The organism is Rhizobacter sp. P2_D12, from assembly GCF_056404395.1.
In genome coordinates, this window is sequence record NZ_JBFUEB010000010.1 from 13,729 (window position 1) to 28,420 (window position 14,692).

The window sequence follows — 14,692 nt, forward strand, 5'->3', positions numbered from 1 at the left end:
CACGTCACGCCGCTGCACGGCAGGCGCATGCGAGAGGAAACACGCGCACGTCCGCGCCGACAAACGCGGGAGAATGAGTGCCTCAACGACGCCCGGGCCCCGCCTGGCGAAAAGGCCATGCAAGTCAGTCTTCGCGCAGCCAGCTTGCACACGAAGCTGATGCTCGCGCTTGCGGTGGTCGTCTGCGCGATGGCCATCGTCTCGGTCGCGCTGCTGACCGAGCGGGAGCGCGGGCGCCGCATGCAGGAGCTCGATGCGCGCGCCGAGCGGATCGCGGACCTCTTCAGCCGCTCGCTCGCCCCGACGCTCTGGACGGTCGACTGGGGCGAGATCAAGGGCCAGCTCGAGGCGCTCGCGCCCAACCCGGAGGTCGTGTACTTCCGCGTCACGGCGGTGAATCACGGCACTGTCGCCGAGGTCGTGCGCCAACCCGACGCCGATCTGTCGCGCGCGGTGATCCGCCGCCGTCCGATCGTCTACACGCCGCCGGGCGGAAAGCCGCGGGTGCTTGGCGAAGTGGAGACCGCGTTCACGCGCGACGTCGCCGAGCGTGCGATCGAGCAGGCGCGCAACACGATCGCAGCGCTGATCGTCACGGTGATGCTCGTGGTCTACGCCGTCACCTTCTGGCTGCTGCGCCGCCTGGTGACCCGGCCGATCATGCAGATGCAGGCCACGATCGACCGCATCTCGTCGGGCGACCTGACCGCCCGCTGCAGCGTGCACAGCCAGGACGAGTTCGGTCAGCTCGCCGGGCGGGTCAACACGATGGCCGATGCGCTGGACCGTTCGAACCAGCGGCTGCGCGAGCACCTGGACACGCTGGAGCACACGGTCAAGGACCGCACCGCGCAGCTCGAAGACGCCAAGGAGCGCGCCGAGATCGCCAACCGCGCGAAAAGCGACTTCCTCGCGAACATGAGCCACGAGGTCCGCACGCCGATGAACGCGATCCTCGGCATGTCGCACCTGGCGCTGCAGACCGGGCTCAGCGCGCGCCAGGGGAACTACGTTCGCAAGATCAACGCCTCGGCCAAGGCGCTGCTCGGCATCATCAACGACATCCTCGACTTCTCGAAGATCGAGGCCGGCAAGCTGGACATCGAACGTGCCGACTTCGACCTCGGCGCCGTGCTCGACAACTTCGCCCATGTCGTCGGACTGAAGGCCGAGGAGAAGGGGCTGGAGCTGCTGTTCGTCCAGCCGCCGGACCTGCCGACCGCGCTGGTGGGCGATTCGCTCCGCCTCGGCCAGGTGCTCCTGAACCTGGGAAACAACGCGGTCAAGTTCACCGAGCGGGGCGAGTTGATCCTGGCGCTATCCGTGGATGAGCGCGGCGACGGCTGGGTCTCGCTGCGCTTCGAGGTGCGCGACACAGGCGCGGGCATCGACGCGGACCTGCAGCAGCGGCTGTTCCGGCCGTTCGAGCAGGCCGACGCATCGACCAGCCGGCGCTACGGCGGCACCGGCCTTGGCCTGGCGATCTGCCGCCAGCTCGTGCGCCTGCTGGGCGGCGAACTCGAGGTGGCGAGCGAGCCGGGCCGGGGCAGCCGCTTCTTCTTCACGCTGCGCCTGGAGCTGCAGCCCGCAAGCGCGGCCGCGGCATCGCTGAGCGCGGACGGCCTGCGCGGCAGGCTCGCGCTCGTCGTCGACGACAACGCGGCGGCGCGCGAAGTGCTCGCCGAAATGCTCGCCTCGCTGGGCTTGCGGCCCGAAGTCGCCGCGGACGGTGGCGAGGCGCTCACGAAGGTGGCCCGAGCGCAGACCCGCGGCCGGCCTTACGACTTCCTCCTGCTCGACTGGAAGATGCCGGGCATGGACGGTGTCGAATGCGCCCGCCGCATCGCCGGGACCACGGCGCCCGGCGCGTGTCCGCCGACCGTGCTGATGCTCACCGCCTTCTCGCGCGAGGACGTGGTGCGGCGCATCGACGAGTCCGGCGTCAGGGTGGCTGGCCTGCTGAACAAGCCGGTGACGCCATCGACGCTGCTCGACGCGTGCTGCCGGGCGCTGGGCTTCGCGTCGCCGGCCGCGTCGAGTTCCGTGCGGCGCAAGGGCGTGCAGCGGGCGAACCGGGCCCAGCTGAAGGGGGCGCACCTGCTGCTCGTCGAGGACAACGACATCAACCGCGAACTCGCGCTCGACCTGCTGCATCGCGAAGGCATCACCGTGGAGGTCGCCCGCGACGGGCGCGAGGCGCTCGATGCCTTGCGCTCGAGCAGCTTCGACGCCGTCCTGATGGACTGCCAGATGCCGGTGATGGACGGCTACGCCGCGACCCGGGCGTTGCGCGAGCGCGCCGAGTTGCGTGACCTGCCGGTGATCGCGATGACGGCCAACGCGATGGTCGGCGACAAGGAGAAGGTGCTCGCGTGCGGGATGAACGACCACATCGCCAAGCCGATCGACGTCGAGCAGCTGTTGGCGACGCTGGTCCGATGGATCGCACCGCTGCGCGCCGCCGCTTCGCCGCCGCCATCGCAGGCGTCGGCCGCCTCGGCCGCCGACCTCCACGCGTTGCCGGGCGTCGATGCGGACGAAGCACTCGACCGGCTCGGCGGCGACGAGCCGGTGCTCAGGCGTACGCTGCTGCGCTTCCTTGCCACCTATCGCGACTTCCCCGCGCAGTTCGCCGACGCCTGTGCCGCCGGCGACCCGGCCCGGGCACAGCGCATGGCGCACGACCTCAAGTCCGTGGCTGGCACGCTGGGCATGCATGAATTGCAGGAGCGCGCTCGCGCACTGGAGGAGGCCTGCATGGCCGGCGGCGAGGCCCGGGTGCTCACCCGGCTCGATGACCTTTCCGGCACGATCCGGCCGATCCTGGACGGCCTCGAAGCGTGGTGCGGCCAGCAGGCGGCCTCGCCCGCAGGAATGACTTGAAGGAGTTCGCATGCGTCACCCATCCTCTCCCGTGCCCTCGCGATCCGGCGTGACGAGACGGCGCTTCGCGGCCTTCGGCGGCGCGTGCCTGCTGGCGCGGTTCGGCATCGCGCGTGCCGAGCCGGCGCTGCAGCTCGCGCGCCTGGAGAACGTGCCGGACCAGGCGCTCGGCGCCGAGATCCTGAAGGCGGTCTACCGTCGGCTCGCGATCCAGGTCGAGTTCGTCGACCTGCCGGCCAAGCGCTCGCTGCTCGAGTCGAGCGAGGGCCGCGTCGACGGCGAAGTGCAGCGGATCCTCGCGGTGCAGACGCAGTACCCGACGCTGGTCGCGCTGCATCCTTCGTTCAATTACATCGAGCCGTCGGCCTTCGTCAAGGACGTGGAGCTGCGCGTCGAGGGCTGGCCCTCGCTCGCGCCGCACTCGGTGGGCATCGTCCGCGGCGTCGGCTCGTCGGAGGCCGGCACCCGGGGGATGCCGCGTGTCGAGGCGGTCAGCACGATGGACCAGCTGATGCAGGCGCTCGCCGCGGGCCGCTACGAGGTGGCGGTCAACGACCGCTTCAGCGGCCTGCTGATCATCGAGCGCCTGGGCCTCGGTGGGGTCGTGCGGGTGGTCGAGCCGCCGCTCCAGCACATCCCGCTGCATCACTTCCTGCACGAGCGACACCGCGCGCTGGTGCCGCGCGTCGAGCAGGTCCTTCGCAGCATGCAGGCCAGCGGCGAGCTGCAGCGGGTGCGGCAGGACGCCGTCGCGGCGATGTTGAGCAGCGCCCGGCGCTGAGGCGCTTGTGGACGTGAAAAAGCCGCTGGGGCTTGCGCCCGCAGCCAAACACCCGCCCGCATCAATGCGCAAGTGTTGGCGACGCATGGCGCCCATCGTCGCCAAGTTCGAGCCCGGAATCCGCATCTCCTTGTCTTATTCCTTGTCGGCCCGCTGTGAGGCGGACGCCTTTCGGGGAAGCAGGCCGAGGGCGCCTGCAGCCATCAGAACTGCTGCGACCCAAAAGGTGAACATCGCCGGCAGGAGGAAGAAGACCACGAGGTAGGTCTCGTGCGTCACGAACGTGCCCGCGAAGGCGACGATGGTGAAGGCGACCCAGCCAAGCAGGGACTTGACGGCAAACATCCTCTTGGCTGGCTGCGCCAACATCACCAGGAACATCAAGACAGCCACTGTCGCAGGAAAGTAGAAGAACCCGATCAGGAAGTCCGGGCCCTTCTCAAGGTTGAGCTTCTGGCAGTTCGCATCGGTGCACGCCAGCAGCAGCGGCAGATGGATGAAGTACTTCGTGGTCGAGGCGGTCGCATGCATGCGGGCGACTCTACGACACTGCAGATCAACGCCCTGTGATCGTCGCCCGCGTGGCCGCAAGGCCCGCAGCGCCCGCCTGCCAAGCGTCCGGCCTCAGTCCTTCACCCAGCTCATCGCCCCCGCCCCACGCGGCACCCCGCGCCGCGTGCGCAGCACCGCATCGAAGCCCTGCCGCCCGCCATTGCGCGTCGCAACCATCAGGCTGACGACGTCGTCGCGCGTCAAGGCCTCGGTGTCGGCCCGGTACTGCTTCACGGCGACGGCCAGGATCTCGAGCGGCAGCCCATGGTGCGTGGCCAGCACGACGAACACCGCACCGAACAGTTCCGTGTGCATCGCGCAGATCTGCCGGATGCGGTCCAGCGCCTCGGCCGGTGCGGCCCGGTAGGCGGGTCCCAGCCATTCCAGGTTGGATGGCGGATCGGATGAGGATGACGTTGACTGCATGTCACACCTGTGAAGCCTGAAGGACGGGTCGGCGCGGGGCAAGCGCCGACCGCATTCGATCGCTATCGGCTCCGCGGGCGGAAGCTTGAGTTCAGGCGTTCGCCGTGCGCGGCCGCAGCGCCAGCGACAACAGCTCGTCGAAGCGGTGGTACGCCAGGCTCGCCCCGGCGACGAACTCCGTCCCCTGTTCCTGCGAGAAACGCGACGAATCCAGCGCCTTGGCCAGACTGCGCCACGCGCGCGTGCGGCCGTCCACCGGCGACAGCAGGTGCCGCCCCCCATGCGCCTCGCTCAGCCCCAGCTGCACGCCCAGGTCCTGGGCCTGCGCCACCATGTGCAGGCTCAGCATCAGGCCCTCGGCCGTGTGCAGCCAGCCCAGCGCCTCCATCAGCCCGAGGCCGCTGCTCGCCGGCGCCGGTGTCACTTTCAGCGGCCAGGCGCCCAGGTCGCGCAGGTCGGCCTCGATGCGGCTGGCGCGCGGCGGGTCGGCCAGGCCGGGGTCCGGGATCACGCGCCAGATGTCCTCGTCGGCATACAGCCGCCGCACGTCGCACAGCATGTGGTACTGCACCGTCAGGAAGCCGGCATAGTGCGCGCGCGTGCGGAACGGCTCGATCAGGTTCAGGCCGTCGCGCAGGTAGGCGTGCAGGAAGCCGGCGTCCTCGTTGAGACGCTGCGTCAGCGTCCGGCTCGACGGCGGCGGCGCGAACGGCGCCGGCACGGTCGGGAACTGCAGGACGATGGGGCTGTGTTGCATGGCGTGCGTCCGTCGGGGCCTCGTTGGCGGGTCGTCAGTTGCTGGTGTAGCGCATCGGCCGCGTGGTCGCGAAGGCACGCTCGGCGGCCTTGCGCGACAGCGGCGCCGATCGCCCCGTCGAACGGGCATGGGCCTGGGCCTGCGCCAGCTTGTCGGCCGCCTCGCGCAGCCCCTGCTTCACGCGCGCTTCCTTCAGCTCGCGGGCCTGCTTCGCGAACGTGGTGTGAAAGCGGTCCAGCTCCTTCCTGTGCCGGCGTTCCACCTGCCCCAGCACGATGGCCACGCGCTGCGACACGCGCTTCATCTCGCGCGAGCGTCCCAGGTGCCAGCCGGTGGCCACGCCGGCCGCCGTGAACACCACCGAACTGCCCAACCAGATCAGCCACTCGATCATGCGGGTTCTCCTTGCGCCTGGGTTTCATGCCGAAGGTCCGCGGCCCGTCGCACCTGGCGCAGGCGCGCGCGGTAGTCGGCCGGCGTGCAGCCGAGCTGGCGGACGAAGGCGCGGCGCATGCGCTCGTCGTCGACGAAACCGGTCTGCGCCGCGATCGCCTTGATCGACACCGCCGACGACTCCAGCAGGTGACAGGCGCGCTCGACGCGCAGCTGCTCCACCACCTTGGCCGGCGTCTGCCCGGTGCTGCGCACGAAGAAGCGGGCGAAGTTGCGCGGGCTCATGCCGGCGCGCCCGGCCATGTCGCCCACCGTGATGGGCTGGCTCAGCCGCGCCGCCACCCAGCCCAGCAGGTCGGTCAGCAGGCTGTCGGCACCGCGCTGCGCCACCCGCTCCTGCAGCGTCAGCAGGCTGCTGCGCTGCGCCTGGCTGCCCGAACGCGCCATGAACACGACCAGCGTGCGTGCCACGTCCAGCCCGAGCTGCGACCCCAGGTCGGCGCGCACCAGCGCCAGCGCCATGTCGATGCCGGCCGTCATGCCGGCCGCCATCCAGTACTTGCCCGACTGCACGTAGATCGGCTCGTCGTCCACCTGCACGCGCGGAAAGCGTGCCCTGAAATCGTCGCCATAGCCGGCCTGCGTGACGCTGCGCCTGCCGTCCAGCAGGCCCGTCGCGGCCAGCAGGAACGAGCCGGTGCCGATCGAGCCGGCGCGCCTGGCCCTCGGCGCGACATGGGTGATCCAGCCGGTCAGCGCCGCATCGCGCAGCGCCGTGCCGATCTCCGGGCCGCCGCACACCAGCAGCGTGTCGATGGCCGCGGGCGCGATGGAGTCCAGCGGCTGGGTCTGCAGCGCCAGCCCCGACGAGGTGCCGACCCAGCCCCCTGCGCGCGAGAGGCAGGCGACGCGGTAGGCCGGTGGGCGGCCCGCGCGCGCCAGCAGCGCATTGGCGACGGTGAACACTTCGGCCGGTCCGGCCACGCCCACGATGCTCGATCCGTCCGGCACGAGCATGGCGATGCATCGCACATCAGAGATGGCTTCCATTCTTTTTTTGCTCCCTGTCCCAACATTGTTGCTGTTCGTAACGAACCTATCTTCACCGCCCAGTGTGGAATGCGACTGTGCAATTTCTCGCATCTTTGCTTTCCTTGGCGGGAATGGAGGCCGCATTGGCCTTAACCGATGCCTGCAGTCGGCCTCGGCGGCCAGCGATCCCGTGTCGGGCCACGCGCACTCAGGAGAACGATATTGGAAGCGCGCGCGAGGCGCTCCAGGAAGACGGCCTCGTCGTCCGGCTGACGTTTTACGCCGACCGCACGCAGAAGCGCGGCAGCCGAAGCTCGAAGCGCGTGGCCGACGCGTCGGAGGTGACCTCGACCGTTCCGCCGTGCGCACCGGCAATCTCGCGCACCACGTACAAGCCCAGGCCCAGGCTGGCACCGGCCACCTGCGAATCCGCGTGGCCGTCGTCGCCCCCGGCGCGCACGAGCGGGTCGAAGAGCGAGGGCAGCAGTTCGGGCGGGATCGGCTTGCCGCTGTTCTGCACCGCCAGCACCACCTCCTGCGTGTCGTCGCCATCGAGCGTGATGCGGATCGCGGAACTCGGATGGCCGTACTTCAACGCGTTGAAGACCAGGTTGGACAAGGCCTGGTGCAGGCGCCTTGCATCCCATTCACCCTGCATGTCGCCACGCACCTCGAGTTGCAGGATGCGCCCGGAGCTGATGGCATCGATCTCGTCCAGCGTGTTGCGTGCAAAGTGGTCCAGTGCCAGTGGTGCCGGGTCGATCGTGAGGCCGGATCCGAGCCGGTGCCGGGTGTACTCGACCATGTCGTTCAGCAGGGCCTTCATCTGCCCGGCGCTGCGCAGGATCATCGCGGCCTGCCGCGGGTCGTCCGGCCAACGCCGCAACTCCAGGCTCGCGCAGCTGACGATGGTGCTGAGCGGCCCGCGCAGGTCGTGCCCCAGCATGCCCAGGAACAGGTCGCGGGTCTTGTCGACCTCGGCCGCGAAGATGGTCACCGATTCGGCCACCGCCTGGTCGATGGCCTCGTTGAAGCGGGTCATGTCCTCCAGGTCCTGGACCCGGTCCCCGCCGGAGGACGGGTGCCACTGGCGCAACACGGTGGCACGCAGCGCACGGTACTCCGCGATCATCTGCTCGAGCGCGAATCCCTGGCGTTCCCGCTGGCGGGCATGGCTGCCGGAAGGCAGGTTGGGGGCGGTCGAAGGCTGCGCGGCCTGGCCTTCCGACTTGGCCTGGCGTTCTTCGTCGTTCTCGGGCCGCTCCATGTCGGCCGCGATCTCGGCCAGGATCAGCTTGCCGTGGTCGAGCAGCGCTGCTTCGTCCATGCCCGTTGCGGCCGGCAGCTGCCTGCGAGCGAAGGCGACCCAGTCGACGAGGATGGCATCGGCGTTCGCGGTGATGAAGCTGGACAGGCGCACACCCCATTTTGCGCCCGAGCCCTTGATCTTTGTCTGGAAAGGACGATAACGCTGGCGTCATGTTCTCGACAGCCCCAGCCCGTCCCGACGCCTTCCAGCTGCGCAGGCTGGCGTTCGCCCTGGTGGCCGGCAACGTGGCGATCCTGCTCGTGCTCGTGCTGGCCGCCGTGCTGGCGCTGCGCGCCGGGCGGGCCTCCGAAGAGGCGCGCGCCAAGGAATCGGTCGAGAACCTGGCCAACGGCCTGGCGATGGAGATCGGCGCCGAGCTGAAGCAGCTGGACAACGCGCTGTCGACGGTGGCGTTGCGCTTCCGGTCCGTCGATGCGTCCACGCCGGCGGGGCGCGCCGAGATCGAGACCAGCCTCAGCGAGCAGCGTTCGCTGCTGCCGCAGGTCGACGTGATCGGCATCGCGGACGCGAGCGGCGCCGTCCGCTTCGGGCCGGGGCAGGGCGGCGCCATCGACCTCTCCGACCGCGACTACTTCCGCCAGGCGAAGGACAGCGACGGCATGGTGGTCTCCGAACCCATCCAGGGCCGCATCGTCCCCAAATGGGGCATCGCGGTGGCGCGCCGGCTGCAACGGGTCGATGGCTCGTTCGCCGGTGTCGTCTTCACCAACCTGTCCAGCGAGCACTACGCCGAGCGCTTCAACCGCATCGCGCTGGGCAGTGCGGGCGCGATCTCGCTGCGCTCGCCGGGCCTGCGGCTGGTCACGCGCTACTCCGTCATCGACGGCGCGCAGGAGAAGAACCTCGGCTCGACCACCGTGTCCGACGAGATGATCCGCCGCATCGCGGCCAATCCGGAGAAGGGCGCCTACCTCACGCCCACCGCGCTCGACGGCATCGAGCGCTACACCGCCTACCAGCGCGTGCCCGGCCACGCGCTGCGGGTGTTCGCCGGCCTCAGCGCGCGCGATTTCCTCGCCAGCTGGTACCGCGAGGTCTGGCAGATGGTCCTGCTGCTGTCGCTGGCGGTGCTGACCATCGCCGGCTTCTCGGCCCAGCTGTTCCAGCAGCAGCGCCGGCAGATCCGCGCGCGCCGCGAGATCGCCCGCCTGGCGCAGGAGCAGAGCGTGATGCTCGACAACGAAGTCGTCGGCATGGCCAAGCTGAAGAACCGCCGGATGCTGTGGAAGAACCGGGCACTCGACCGCATCTTCGGCTACGAGCCGGATGAACTGGTCGGCGAATCGGCGCGCATCCTCTACCTGGACGACGCGTCGTTCGACGACATCGGGCAGCGCGCCTACCCGCTGCTGCAGTCGGGGGGCCGCTTCCGCGAGCAGCTGCGCATGCGCCACAAGGACGGCCACGCGATCTGGATCGACCTCGGCGGCGCCGCGGTGTCGGGCGACGAATCGCTGTGGTCGATGACCGACATCACCGCCATCAAGGACAGCGAGGCGCACGCGCGCCACCTGGCCTTGCACGATGCGATGACCGGTCTGCCGAACCGCGTGTCGTTCTCGGAGCGGCTGGTCTACATCCTGGCCGATGCCGACCGGCGCCGCCAGATGACCGCCGTGTGCTACCTCGACCTGGACGGTTTCAAGGCCGTCAACGACGCGCATGGGCACGACGCCGGCGATGCGGTGCTGCGCGAGGTCGCGAAGCGGCTGCAGGGCTGCATCCGGGCCAACGACGTCGTCGCGCGCTTCGGCGGCGACGAGTTCGCGCTGGCCCTGGGCGGCATCCAGGACGTGCGCGAGGTCGACCTGGTGCTGCGCCGCGTGCTGCAGGCCATCGAGCAGCCGATCCACCTGCCGCAGGGCGGCAGCGCGAGGGTCGGCGCCAGCATCGGGGTGGCCATCGGCCCGGAACACGGCAGCGACCCCGACACGCTGATGGGCCGCGCCGACCATGCGATGTATGTGTCCAAGCGGGCCGGCAAGCACCGGGTGTCGGTACATCGCGAGGAGCCGGCTGCCGAGCTGACCTGAGCGCGTTTGCGTCGCTGTCCCGGATGCCCATCCGGGGCCCGGTCACGCCAAGCGCTACCTGATCGTCGCCGCCACGCGCGCCGGCGCGTCCGCCAGCAGCGCCGGCCACAACTCTCGCGCCCGTTCGCGCGTCTCGCGCACGACGCGCCGGAACCGGTTGAACGCCAGCAGCCCCGCCGCCTTGGCCAGCGCCTCGGCGGCGTCCTCGTTCCAGGCCTTCAGCGATTCGTCCATGTGCCGGTTCTGCGCCAGCGCGCGCGGGTCGGCCGGATCGAAGTACGCCGCCACGCACACCATGTCGTAGGCCGGCGCGAGCCGCGGGTGCACGCCGTCCTCGTACAGCAACGCCCAGTTCTTCGTGTGCGCATCGGTGTTGCCCATCAGCGCATAGGCGGTCCAGCGCCGGAACACCTCGTCGAGCTCGCGCACGTCGCCCGCCGGCGACTGCTTCAGCAGCACCAGCAGGGCCCGCATCGCGGCCGGCAGGTCGCGGACCTTGCGGCGGCTGTCGATGCCCAGGGCCTGCGCCAGCTCCTCGAAGTGGATGCGCTGCGTGCGCCCGTCCAGCAGGCGCCGCCGGTCGAAGCGCGGCACGTGCAGGTAGTGCGTGAACGGCAGCGCGACGCCCGGCAGGTCCAGTTCGGCGATCGGCCGGGCCGTCGCGCCCGCGGTGCGCACGCCGGCGGCCTCGTTGTGCACCAGGTCGGGGTACTGTGTGGACGGCAGCTTGGCCAGCAGTTCGCCGGCCTCGGTGCCGCTGCGCACCACGTAGCGCCGGCCGCGGTTCACCATCGAGAACTTGGTGACGAAGCCACCGAGTGAGAAGCCGTCGTCGATCGGCGCTGCCACGGCCGACGGTTCCAGCGGCTCGAGCCGCTTCGTCGCATGCAACTCGACGACGGCCGAGGGCACGTCGTGCGCCGGCAGCACCTCCAGCGCGCCGGGCAGGTCATGGCCGGCGGCGGCCAGCAGTTCGAACTCGTCCTCGCGGGCGACGCCGCGCCGCTCGGCCAGCCGGTCGCGGTTGTGGCCCTCGGGCAGCAGGTTCTCGAAGAACACCGGCAGCCGGCCGATGCGCACCARCCGCTCGTCGTTCACCGCGGCGAGGATCGCGCGCGTCTGCGCCTCGTCCGCCCCGGTACAGCTGCGACAGCGTCGGCCGTGCGGTGTCGCCCGCGTAGCCGTCCTCGAACGACACGCGGATGTTGTCGCCGACCTGGGACAGCCAGCCGACCCGGCGCGGATGCGCGGCATCCGGCACGTGCAGCCGCAGCTCGGCCATCGTGATGGGGCCGGCGATCCTGCTCATGACAGCTCGTCGCCATCCCCCGACGCCGCAGCCTCCAGGAAGGCCTGCTGCCCGACGCCCAGCGGCGCGCTGACGCCGGCCGGCAGCGACACCGACTGCCCCTGGTTGTTGATGAAGGCTGCCGTCTTGGCCAGCAGCGGCTTGGGCACCGGCAGCAGCACGTAGCCCAGCTCGTCGAACAGCGCGACCATCGACGACAGCCGCGTGTCGGACTTGCCCTCGGCCGCCGCCACCGTCAACCGGCTCAAGCGGAATGTCTGGAAAAGTAGGCGGGCAGCTTCAGGATGCCGGTCGTCAGGCTGGTGCCCAGCAGGATCACCGCGCAGCCCACCAGCATCTGCGCCGTGAGGCCTTCGTGCAGGAACATCCAGCCCCACAGCACCGCGAACACCGGGATCAGGAAGGTCACCGACAGCGCATTGGCCGGGCCGATGTGCGCGATCAACCGGAAGAACAGGATGTAGGCGACGCCGGTGCAGCCGACCGCGAGCAGGGCCGCCGCCGACCAGGCGGTGACCGACGGCATCCCCGACGGCCACCACAGCACCGCCGGCACGGCCAGCAGCAGCGCCGACGACAGCTGGCTGCCGGTGGCCACCGCGAGCGGTGGCACGCCGGTCAGGAAGCGCTTCGTGAAGCTGCCCGAGAAGCCATACAACAGCGTGGCCGCCAGGCACGCGAGCACCGCCCAGCCGCTGCTCGCGCCGGGCTTGAAGCTCGCCTTGTCCCAGGCCAGCCACAGCACGCCGAGGAAGCCGATCGCTAGCCCGAGCGTGCGCGACGGCGTGAGCCTGTCCTTCAGCCACAGCCATGCGATCAGCGCGCCGAACAAGGGTGTCGACGCGTTGAAGATCGACGACAGCCCGGCCGTGATCGACAGTGCCGCATAGCTGAAGCACAGGAAGGGCAGGGCCGAGTTGGTGATGCCGACGATGAAGATCGGCCGCCAGTGCGTGCGCAGCGCACCGGTCTGGCCGCGCAGCGCGAGCAGCGGCAGCAGGAACAGCGTGGCGCCCCACACCCGCACGGCGGCCAGCGCGACCGGGCCGAACTCGGCCGCGCCCATGCGCATGAAGAGGAATGAGGCGCCCCAGATGGCGGCCAGCCCGGTCAGCTCGATCGTGTCGGCGCGCTTCAAGAGGTGGCCTCCAGCACGCCTTCCATCTCCAGCAGCGCCTGCTTGCGGTGCAGGCCGCCGGCATAGCCCGTCAGGCTGCCGTCGTGCCCCAGCACGCGGTGGCACGGCACGATCACCGACACCGGGTTGCGTCCGACCGCCGCGCCGACCGCGCGCACCGCCAGCGGCGCGCCGACCTCGCGCGCGATCGCCGCATAGGTGCGCGTGCCGCCCGGCGGGATGCGCAGCAGCGCCTGCCAGACGATCTGCTGGAACGGCGTGCCCTGCAGGTCCAGCGGCAGGTCGAACTGCTCGCGCCGGCCGGCGAAGTAATCCTGCAGCTGCTGCGCGGCCTCTTTCAGCAGCGGGTCGTGCGGGTCGTGCGGCACCGCAGGCAGCTCGCCCGGGTGCGCCTTCTGGCCTTCGAACCACATGCCGGCCACGCCGGTGGCGGTGCGCGCGAGCAGCATCGGGCCGAGCGGCGAATCGAAGCCGGCCTGGGCGGTGCAGACGGCCTGCAGGCGGCGCGACAGGGTGGAGGAGGTCGTGTTCATGTCGGTTCTCCGGTCGGGGACGAGGAAGGTGCGAGGCTGTTCCACAGCCTGAGCACCGCATAGGAGCGCCAGGGCCGCCAGGCCTCGGCACGGGCGTCGGCTTCGCGCTGGTTCTGCGTGCCGAACAAGGCCTTCATCGCGTTCAGCACCGCAATGTCCTTCGGCGGGAAGGCATCGGGCCAGCCGAGCGCGCGCATCGCGAGGTAGTGCGCCGTCCACGGGCCGATGCCGGGCAGGTCGTTCAGCGCCGTCATCAGCGCCTCGGGCCGGTGCGGCAGCGCCAGCAGGCGCGACAGCTCGGGCCAGGCATTCGCCAGCGCCTGGATCGCGCCGGTGCGGCTGCGGATGATGCCGAGCTCGGCGATGCGCTCGACCGGCGCCGCTGCCAGCACCGCCGGCGACGGGAAGCAGCGCACCACCTCGTCCCACGGCGTCGCGATCGGCTCGCCGAAGCGCTCGATCAGCCGGCGCGCCAGCGTGCGGGCCGCGGCCACGGTGACCTGCTGGCCCAGCACCGCGCGCACCGCCATCTCGAACGCGTCGAGGCTGCCGGGCAGGCGCAGCCCAGGCGCGCCGGGCAGGTCGTGCAACGCTTCGTCGATGGTCTGCGGCGCGGCATCGAGGTCGAGCCAGCGCCGCACCGCCATCACGACGCGCCCGCTGTGCGGCGCGAGGCTGGCCGCGTAGCGCAGCCGCAGGTGGGCCGGGCGGGTGGGTGTCTCGGCGATGAACTGCGCCTCCAGCCAGCCCGCCTCGGGGCCCAGCACGCCGGCGCGCACGCTGCGCCGCACCTGCATCGCGGCGACCGCCTCGACGCCCGGCACCGCACGCGCGGCCAGGAAGCGCAGCATCGCCGCCGTGTCGTACGGCGAGCGAAAGCCGAGCGACACCGAGACCGCGTCGTCGGTGAACTGCGTGTCGACGGCCGCATCGCCGCGCAGCCGCGTCGGGCTCATGCGGTAGCTGTCGGCGAAGGCCTGGTTGAAGCGGCGCAGGCTGCGAAAGCCGCTGGCCAGCGCGACCTGCGCCACCGGCAGCCGCGTGTCGGTGAGCAGCTGCTTGGCGAGCAGCAGCCGGCGCGTCTGCACGTACTGCAGCGGCGTCACGCCGTGCTCGGCGGCGAAGATGCGGCGCAGGTGGCGGTCGCTGACGCCCAGGTGCGCGGCCAGGTCGGCGATCGACGGTGTTTCTTCCTCGCCTGCCGCATGGTCGAGCCAGTGCGCGGCCTGGCGGGCCAGCGTGCGCGAGGCATCCATCACCGTCCAGGCGAGGCCCGGGCCCGGGGCCACCTCGGGGCGGCACTTCATGCACGGCCGGAAGGTGGCGGCCTCGGCCTGTGCCGGCGTGTCGAAGAACACGCAGTTCTCGCGGCGCGGCGTGCGCACGCGGCAAATCGGTCGGCAATAAATGCCGGTGGACGTGACGCCGACGAACCAGCGGCCGTCGAAGCGGGCGTCGCGGGCCTTCAGTGCCAGGTAGGCGGCATCGGGGTCGATGTGTGACATGGCCTCATTATCGAACCCTG

At 70.7% G+C, this 14,692-nt stretch carries 14 protein-coding genes; 3 read left to right on the forward strand and 11 right to left on the reverse strand.

What is annotated here, in order from left to right:
* Window positions 1-27: 27 nt before the first annotated feature.
* Together AC1DYN_RS04860 and AC1DYN_RS04865 are read left to right on the forward strand one after the other, a co-directional pair.
* Complete coding sequence (locus AC1DYN_RS04860) at window positions 28-2,883, forward strand: response regulator (RefSeq protein WP_477957979.1); 2,856 nt, start codon at window positions 28-30, stop codon at window positions 2,881-2,883.
* A 31-nt stretch (window positions 2,884-2,914) separates the two neighbouring features.
* Complete coding sequence (locus tag AC1DYN_RS04865; RefSeq protein ID WP_477957980.1) at window positions 2,915-3,664, forward strand: substrate-binding periplasmic protein; 750 nt, start codon at window positions 2,915-2,917, stop codon at window positions 3,662-3,664.
* A gap of 135 nt (window positions 3,665-3,799) precedes the next feature.
* Here the strand turns inward: AC1DYN_RS04865 and AC1DYN_RS04870 are convergent, their stop codons facing one another.
* The 6 genes from AC1DYN_RS04870 to AC1DYN_RS04895 all read right to left on the reverse strand — a co-directional run bounded on the left by AC1DYN_RS04870 (window position 3,800) and on the right by AC1DYN_RS04895 (window position 8,244).
* Window positions 3,800-4,195 (reverse strand): hypothetical protein, encoded by a 396-nt coding sequence (locus AC1DYN_RS04870; protein WP_477957981.1) that lies wholly within the window; start codon window positions 4,193-4,195, stop codon window positions 3,800-3,802.
* A 93-nt stretch (window positions 4,196-4,288) separates the two neighbouring features.
* Window positions 4,289-4,642: a hypothetical protein gene (locus AC1DYN_RS04875; protein ID WP_477957982.1), complete on the reverse strand. Its 354-nt coding sequence runs from the start codon at window positions 4,640-4,642 to the stop codon at window positions 4,289-4,291.
* Window positions 4,643-4,733: 91 nt separating this feature from the next.
* Entirely contained in the window at window positions 4,734-5,399 is a 666-nt protein-coding gene (locus AC1DYN_RS04880) for a biliverdin-producing heme oxygenase (RefSeq protein ID WP_477957983.1), read from the reverse strand.
* A gap of 34 nt (window positions 5,400-5,433) precedes the next feature.
* Window positions 5,434-5,793 carry a hypothetical protein gene (locus AC1DYN_RS04885; protein ID WP_477957984.1) on the reverse strand — a complete coding sequence of 120 codons (360 nt, stop codon included), beginning with the start codon at window positions 5,791-5,793 and terminating at the stop codon, window positions 5,434-5,436.
* Window positions 5,790-6,809, reverse strand: coding sequence for a GlxA family transcriptional regulator (locus AC1DYN_RS04890; RefSeq protein WP_477957985.1), 1,020 nt, complete (start codon window positions 6,807-6,809; stop codon window positions 5,790-5,792). The genes AC1DYN_RS04885 and AC1DYN_RS04890 overlap by 4 nt, the downstream gene beginning before the upstream one ends.
* Window positions 6,810-7,101: 292 nt before the next feature.
* A complete protein-coding gene (locus AC1DYN_RS04895; RefSeq protein WP_477957986.1) occupies window positions 7,102-8,244 on the reverse strand; it encodes an ATP-binding protein in 1,143 nt (380 codons plus the stop codon).
* A gap of 59 nt (window positions 8,245-8,303) precedes the next feature.
* Between AC1DYN_RS04895 and AC1DYN_RS04900 the strand changes: the two genes are divergently transcribed.
* Window positions 8,304-10,187, forward strand: a complete 1,884-nt coding sequence (locus tag AC1DYN_RS04900) for a diguanylate cyclase domain-containing protein (protein ID WP_477957987.1) — start codon at window positions 8,304-8,306, stop codon at window positions 10,185-10,187.
* Window positions 10,188-10,241: 54 nt separating this feature from the next.
* On the opposite strand, the gene AC1DYN_RS04905 is transcribed toward AC1DYN_RS04900, so the two are convergent.
* The 5 genes from AC1DYN_RS04905 to AC1DYN_RS04925 all read right to left on the reverse strand — a co-directional run bounded on the left by AC1DYN_RS04905 (window position 10,242) and on the right by AC1DYN_RS04925 (window position 14,672).
* Window positions 10,242-11,285, reverse strand: a complete 1,044-nt coding sequence (locus AC1DYN_RS04905) for a type II toxin-antitoxin system HipA family toxin (RefSeq protein WP_477957988.1) — start codon at window positions 11,283-11,285, stop codon at window positions 10,242-10,244.
* A 207-nt stretch (window positions 11,286-11,492) separates the two neighbouring features.
* A complete protein-coding gene (locus tag AC1DYN_RS04910; protein ID WP_477957989.1) occupies window positions 11,493-11,744 on the reverse strand; it encodes a hypothetical protein in 252 nt (83 codons plus the stop codon).
* Window positions 11,741-12,634, reverse strand: coding sequence for a DMT family transporter (locus tag AC1DYN_RS04915; RefSeq protein WP_477957990.1), 894 nt, complete (start codon window positions 12,632-12,634; stop codon window positions 11,741-11,743). Before AC1DYN_RS04915 ends, AC1DYN_RS04910 begins: the two co-directional genes overlap by 4 nt.
* Window positions 12,631-13,167, reverse strand: coding sequence for a methylated-DNA--[protein]-cysteine S-methyltransferase (locus AC1DYN_RS04920; protein ID WP_477957991.1), 537 nt, complete (start codon window positions 13,165-13,167; stop codon window positions 12,631-12,633). Before AC1DYN_RS04920 ends, AC1DYN_RS04915 begins: the two co-directional genes overlap by 4 nt.
* Window positions 13,164-14,672 carry a DNA-3-methyladenine glycosylase 2 family protein gene (locus AC1DYN_RS04925; protein ID WP_477957992.1) on the reverse strand — a complete coding sequence of 503 codons (1,509 nt, stop codon included), beginning with the start codon at window positions 14,670-14,672 and terminating at the stop codon, window positions 13,164-13,166. Before AC1DYN_RS04925 ends, AC1DYN_RS04920 begins: the two co-directional genes overlap by 4 nt.
* Window positions 14,673-14,692 lie beyond the last annotated feature (20 nt).

What these genes read in the sequence shown, in the direction of transcription:
- AC1DYN_RS04860 (WP_477957979.1), top strand. Translation starts at nt 28, where the DNA reads ATGCGAGAGGAAACACGCGCACGTCCGCGCCGACAAACGCGGGAGAAT.
- AC1DYN_RS04870 (WP_477957981.1), bottom strand. Translation starts at nt 4,195, where the DNA reads ATGCATGCGACCGCCTCGACCACGAAGTACTTCATCCATCTGCCGCTG.
- AC1DYN_RS04875 (WP_477957982.1), bottom strand. Translation starts at nt 4,642, where the DNA reads ATGCAGTCAACGTCATCCTCATCCGATCCGCCATCCAACCTGGAATGG.
- AC1DYN_RS04880 (WP_477957983.1), bottom strand. Translation starts at nt 5,399, where the DNA reads ATGCAACACAGCCCCATCGTCCTGCAGTTCCCGACCGTGCCGGCGCCG.
- AC1DYN_RS04885 (WP_477957984.1), bottom strand. Translation starts at nt 5,793, where the DNA reads ATGATCGAGTGGCTGATCTGGTTGGGCAGTTCGGTGGTGTTCACGGCG.
- AC1DYN_RS04890 (WP_477957985.1), bottom strand. Translation starts at nt 6,809, where the DNA reads ATGCTCGTGCCGGACGGATCGAGCATCGTGGGCGTGGCCGGACCGGCC.
- AC1DYN_RS04900 (WP_477957987.1), top strand. Translation starts at nt 8,304, where the DNA reads ATGTTCTCGACAGCCCCAGCCCGTCCCGACGCCTTCCAGCTGCGCAGG.
- AC1DYN_RS04920 (WP_477957991.1), bottom strand. Translation starts at nt 13,167, where the DNA reads ATGAACACGACCTCCTCCACCCTGTCGCGCCGCCTGCAGGCCGTCTGC.
- AC1DYN_RS04925 (WP_477957992.1), bottom strand. Translation starts at nt 14,672, where the DNA reads ATGTCACACATCGACCCCGATGCCGCCTACCTGGCACTGAAGGCCCGC.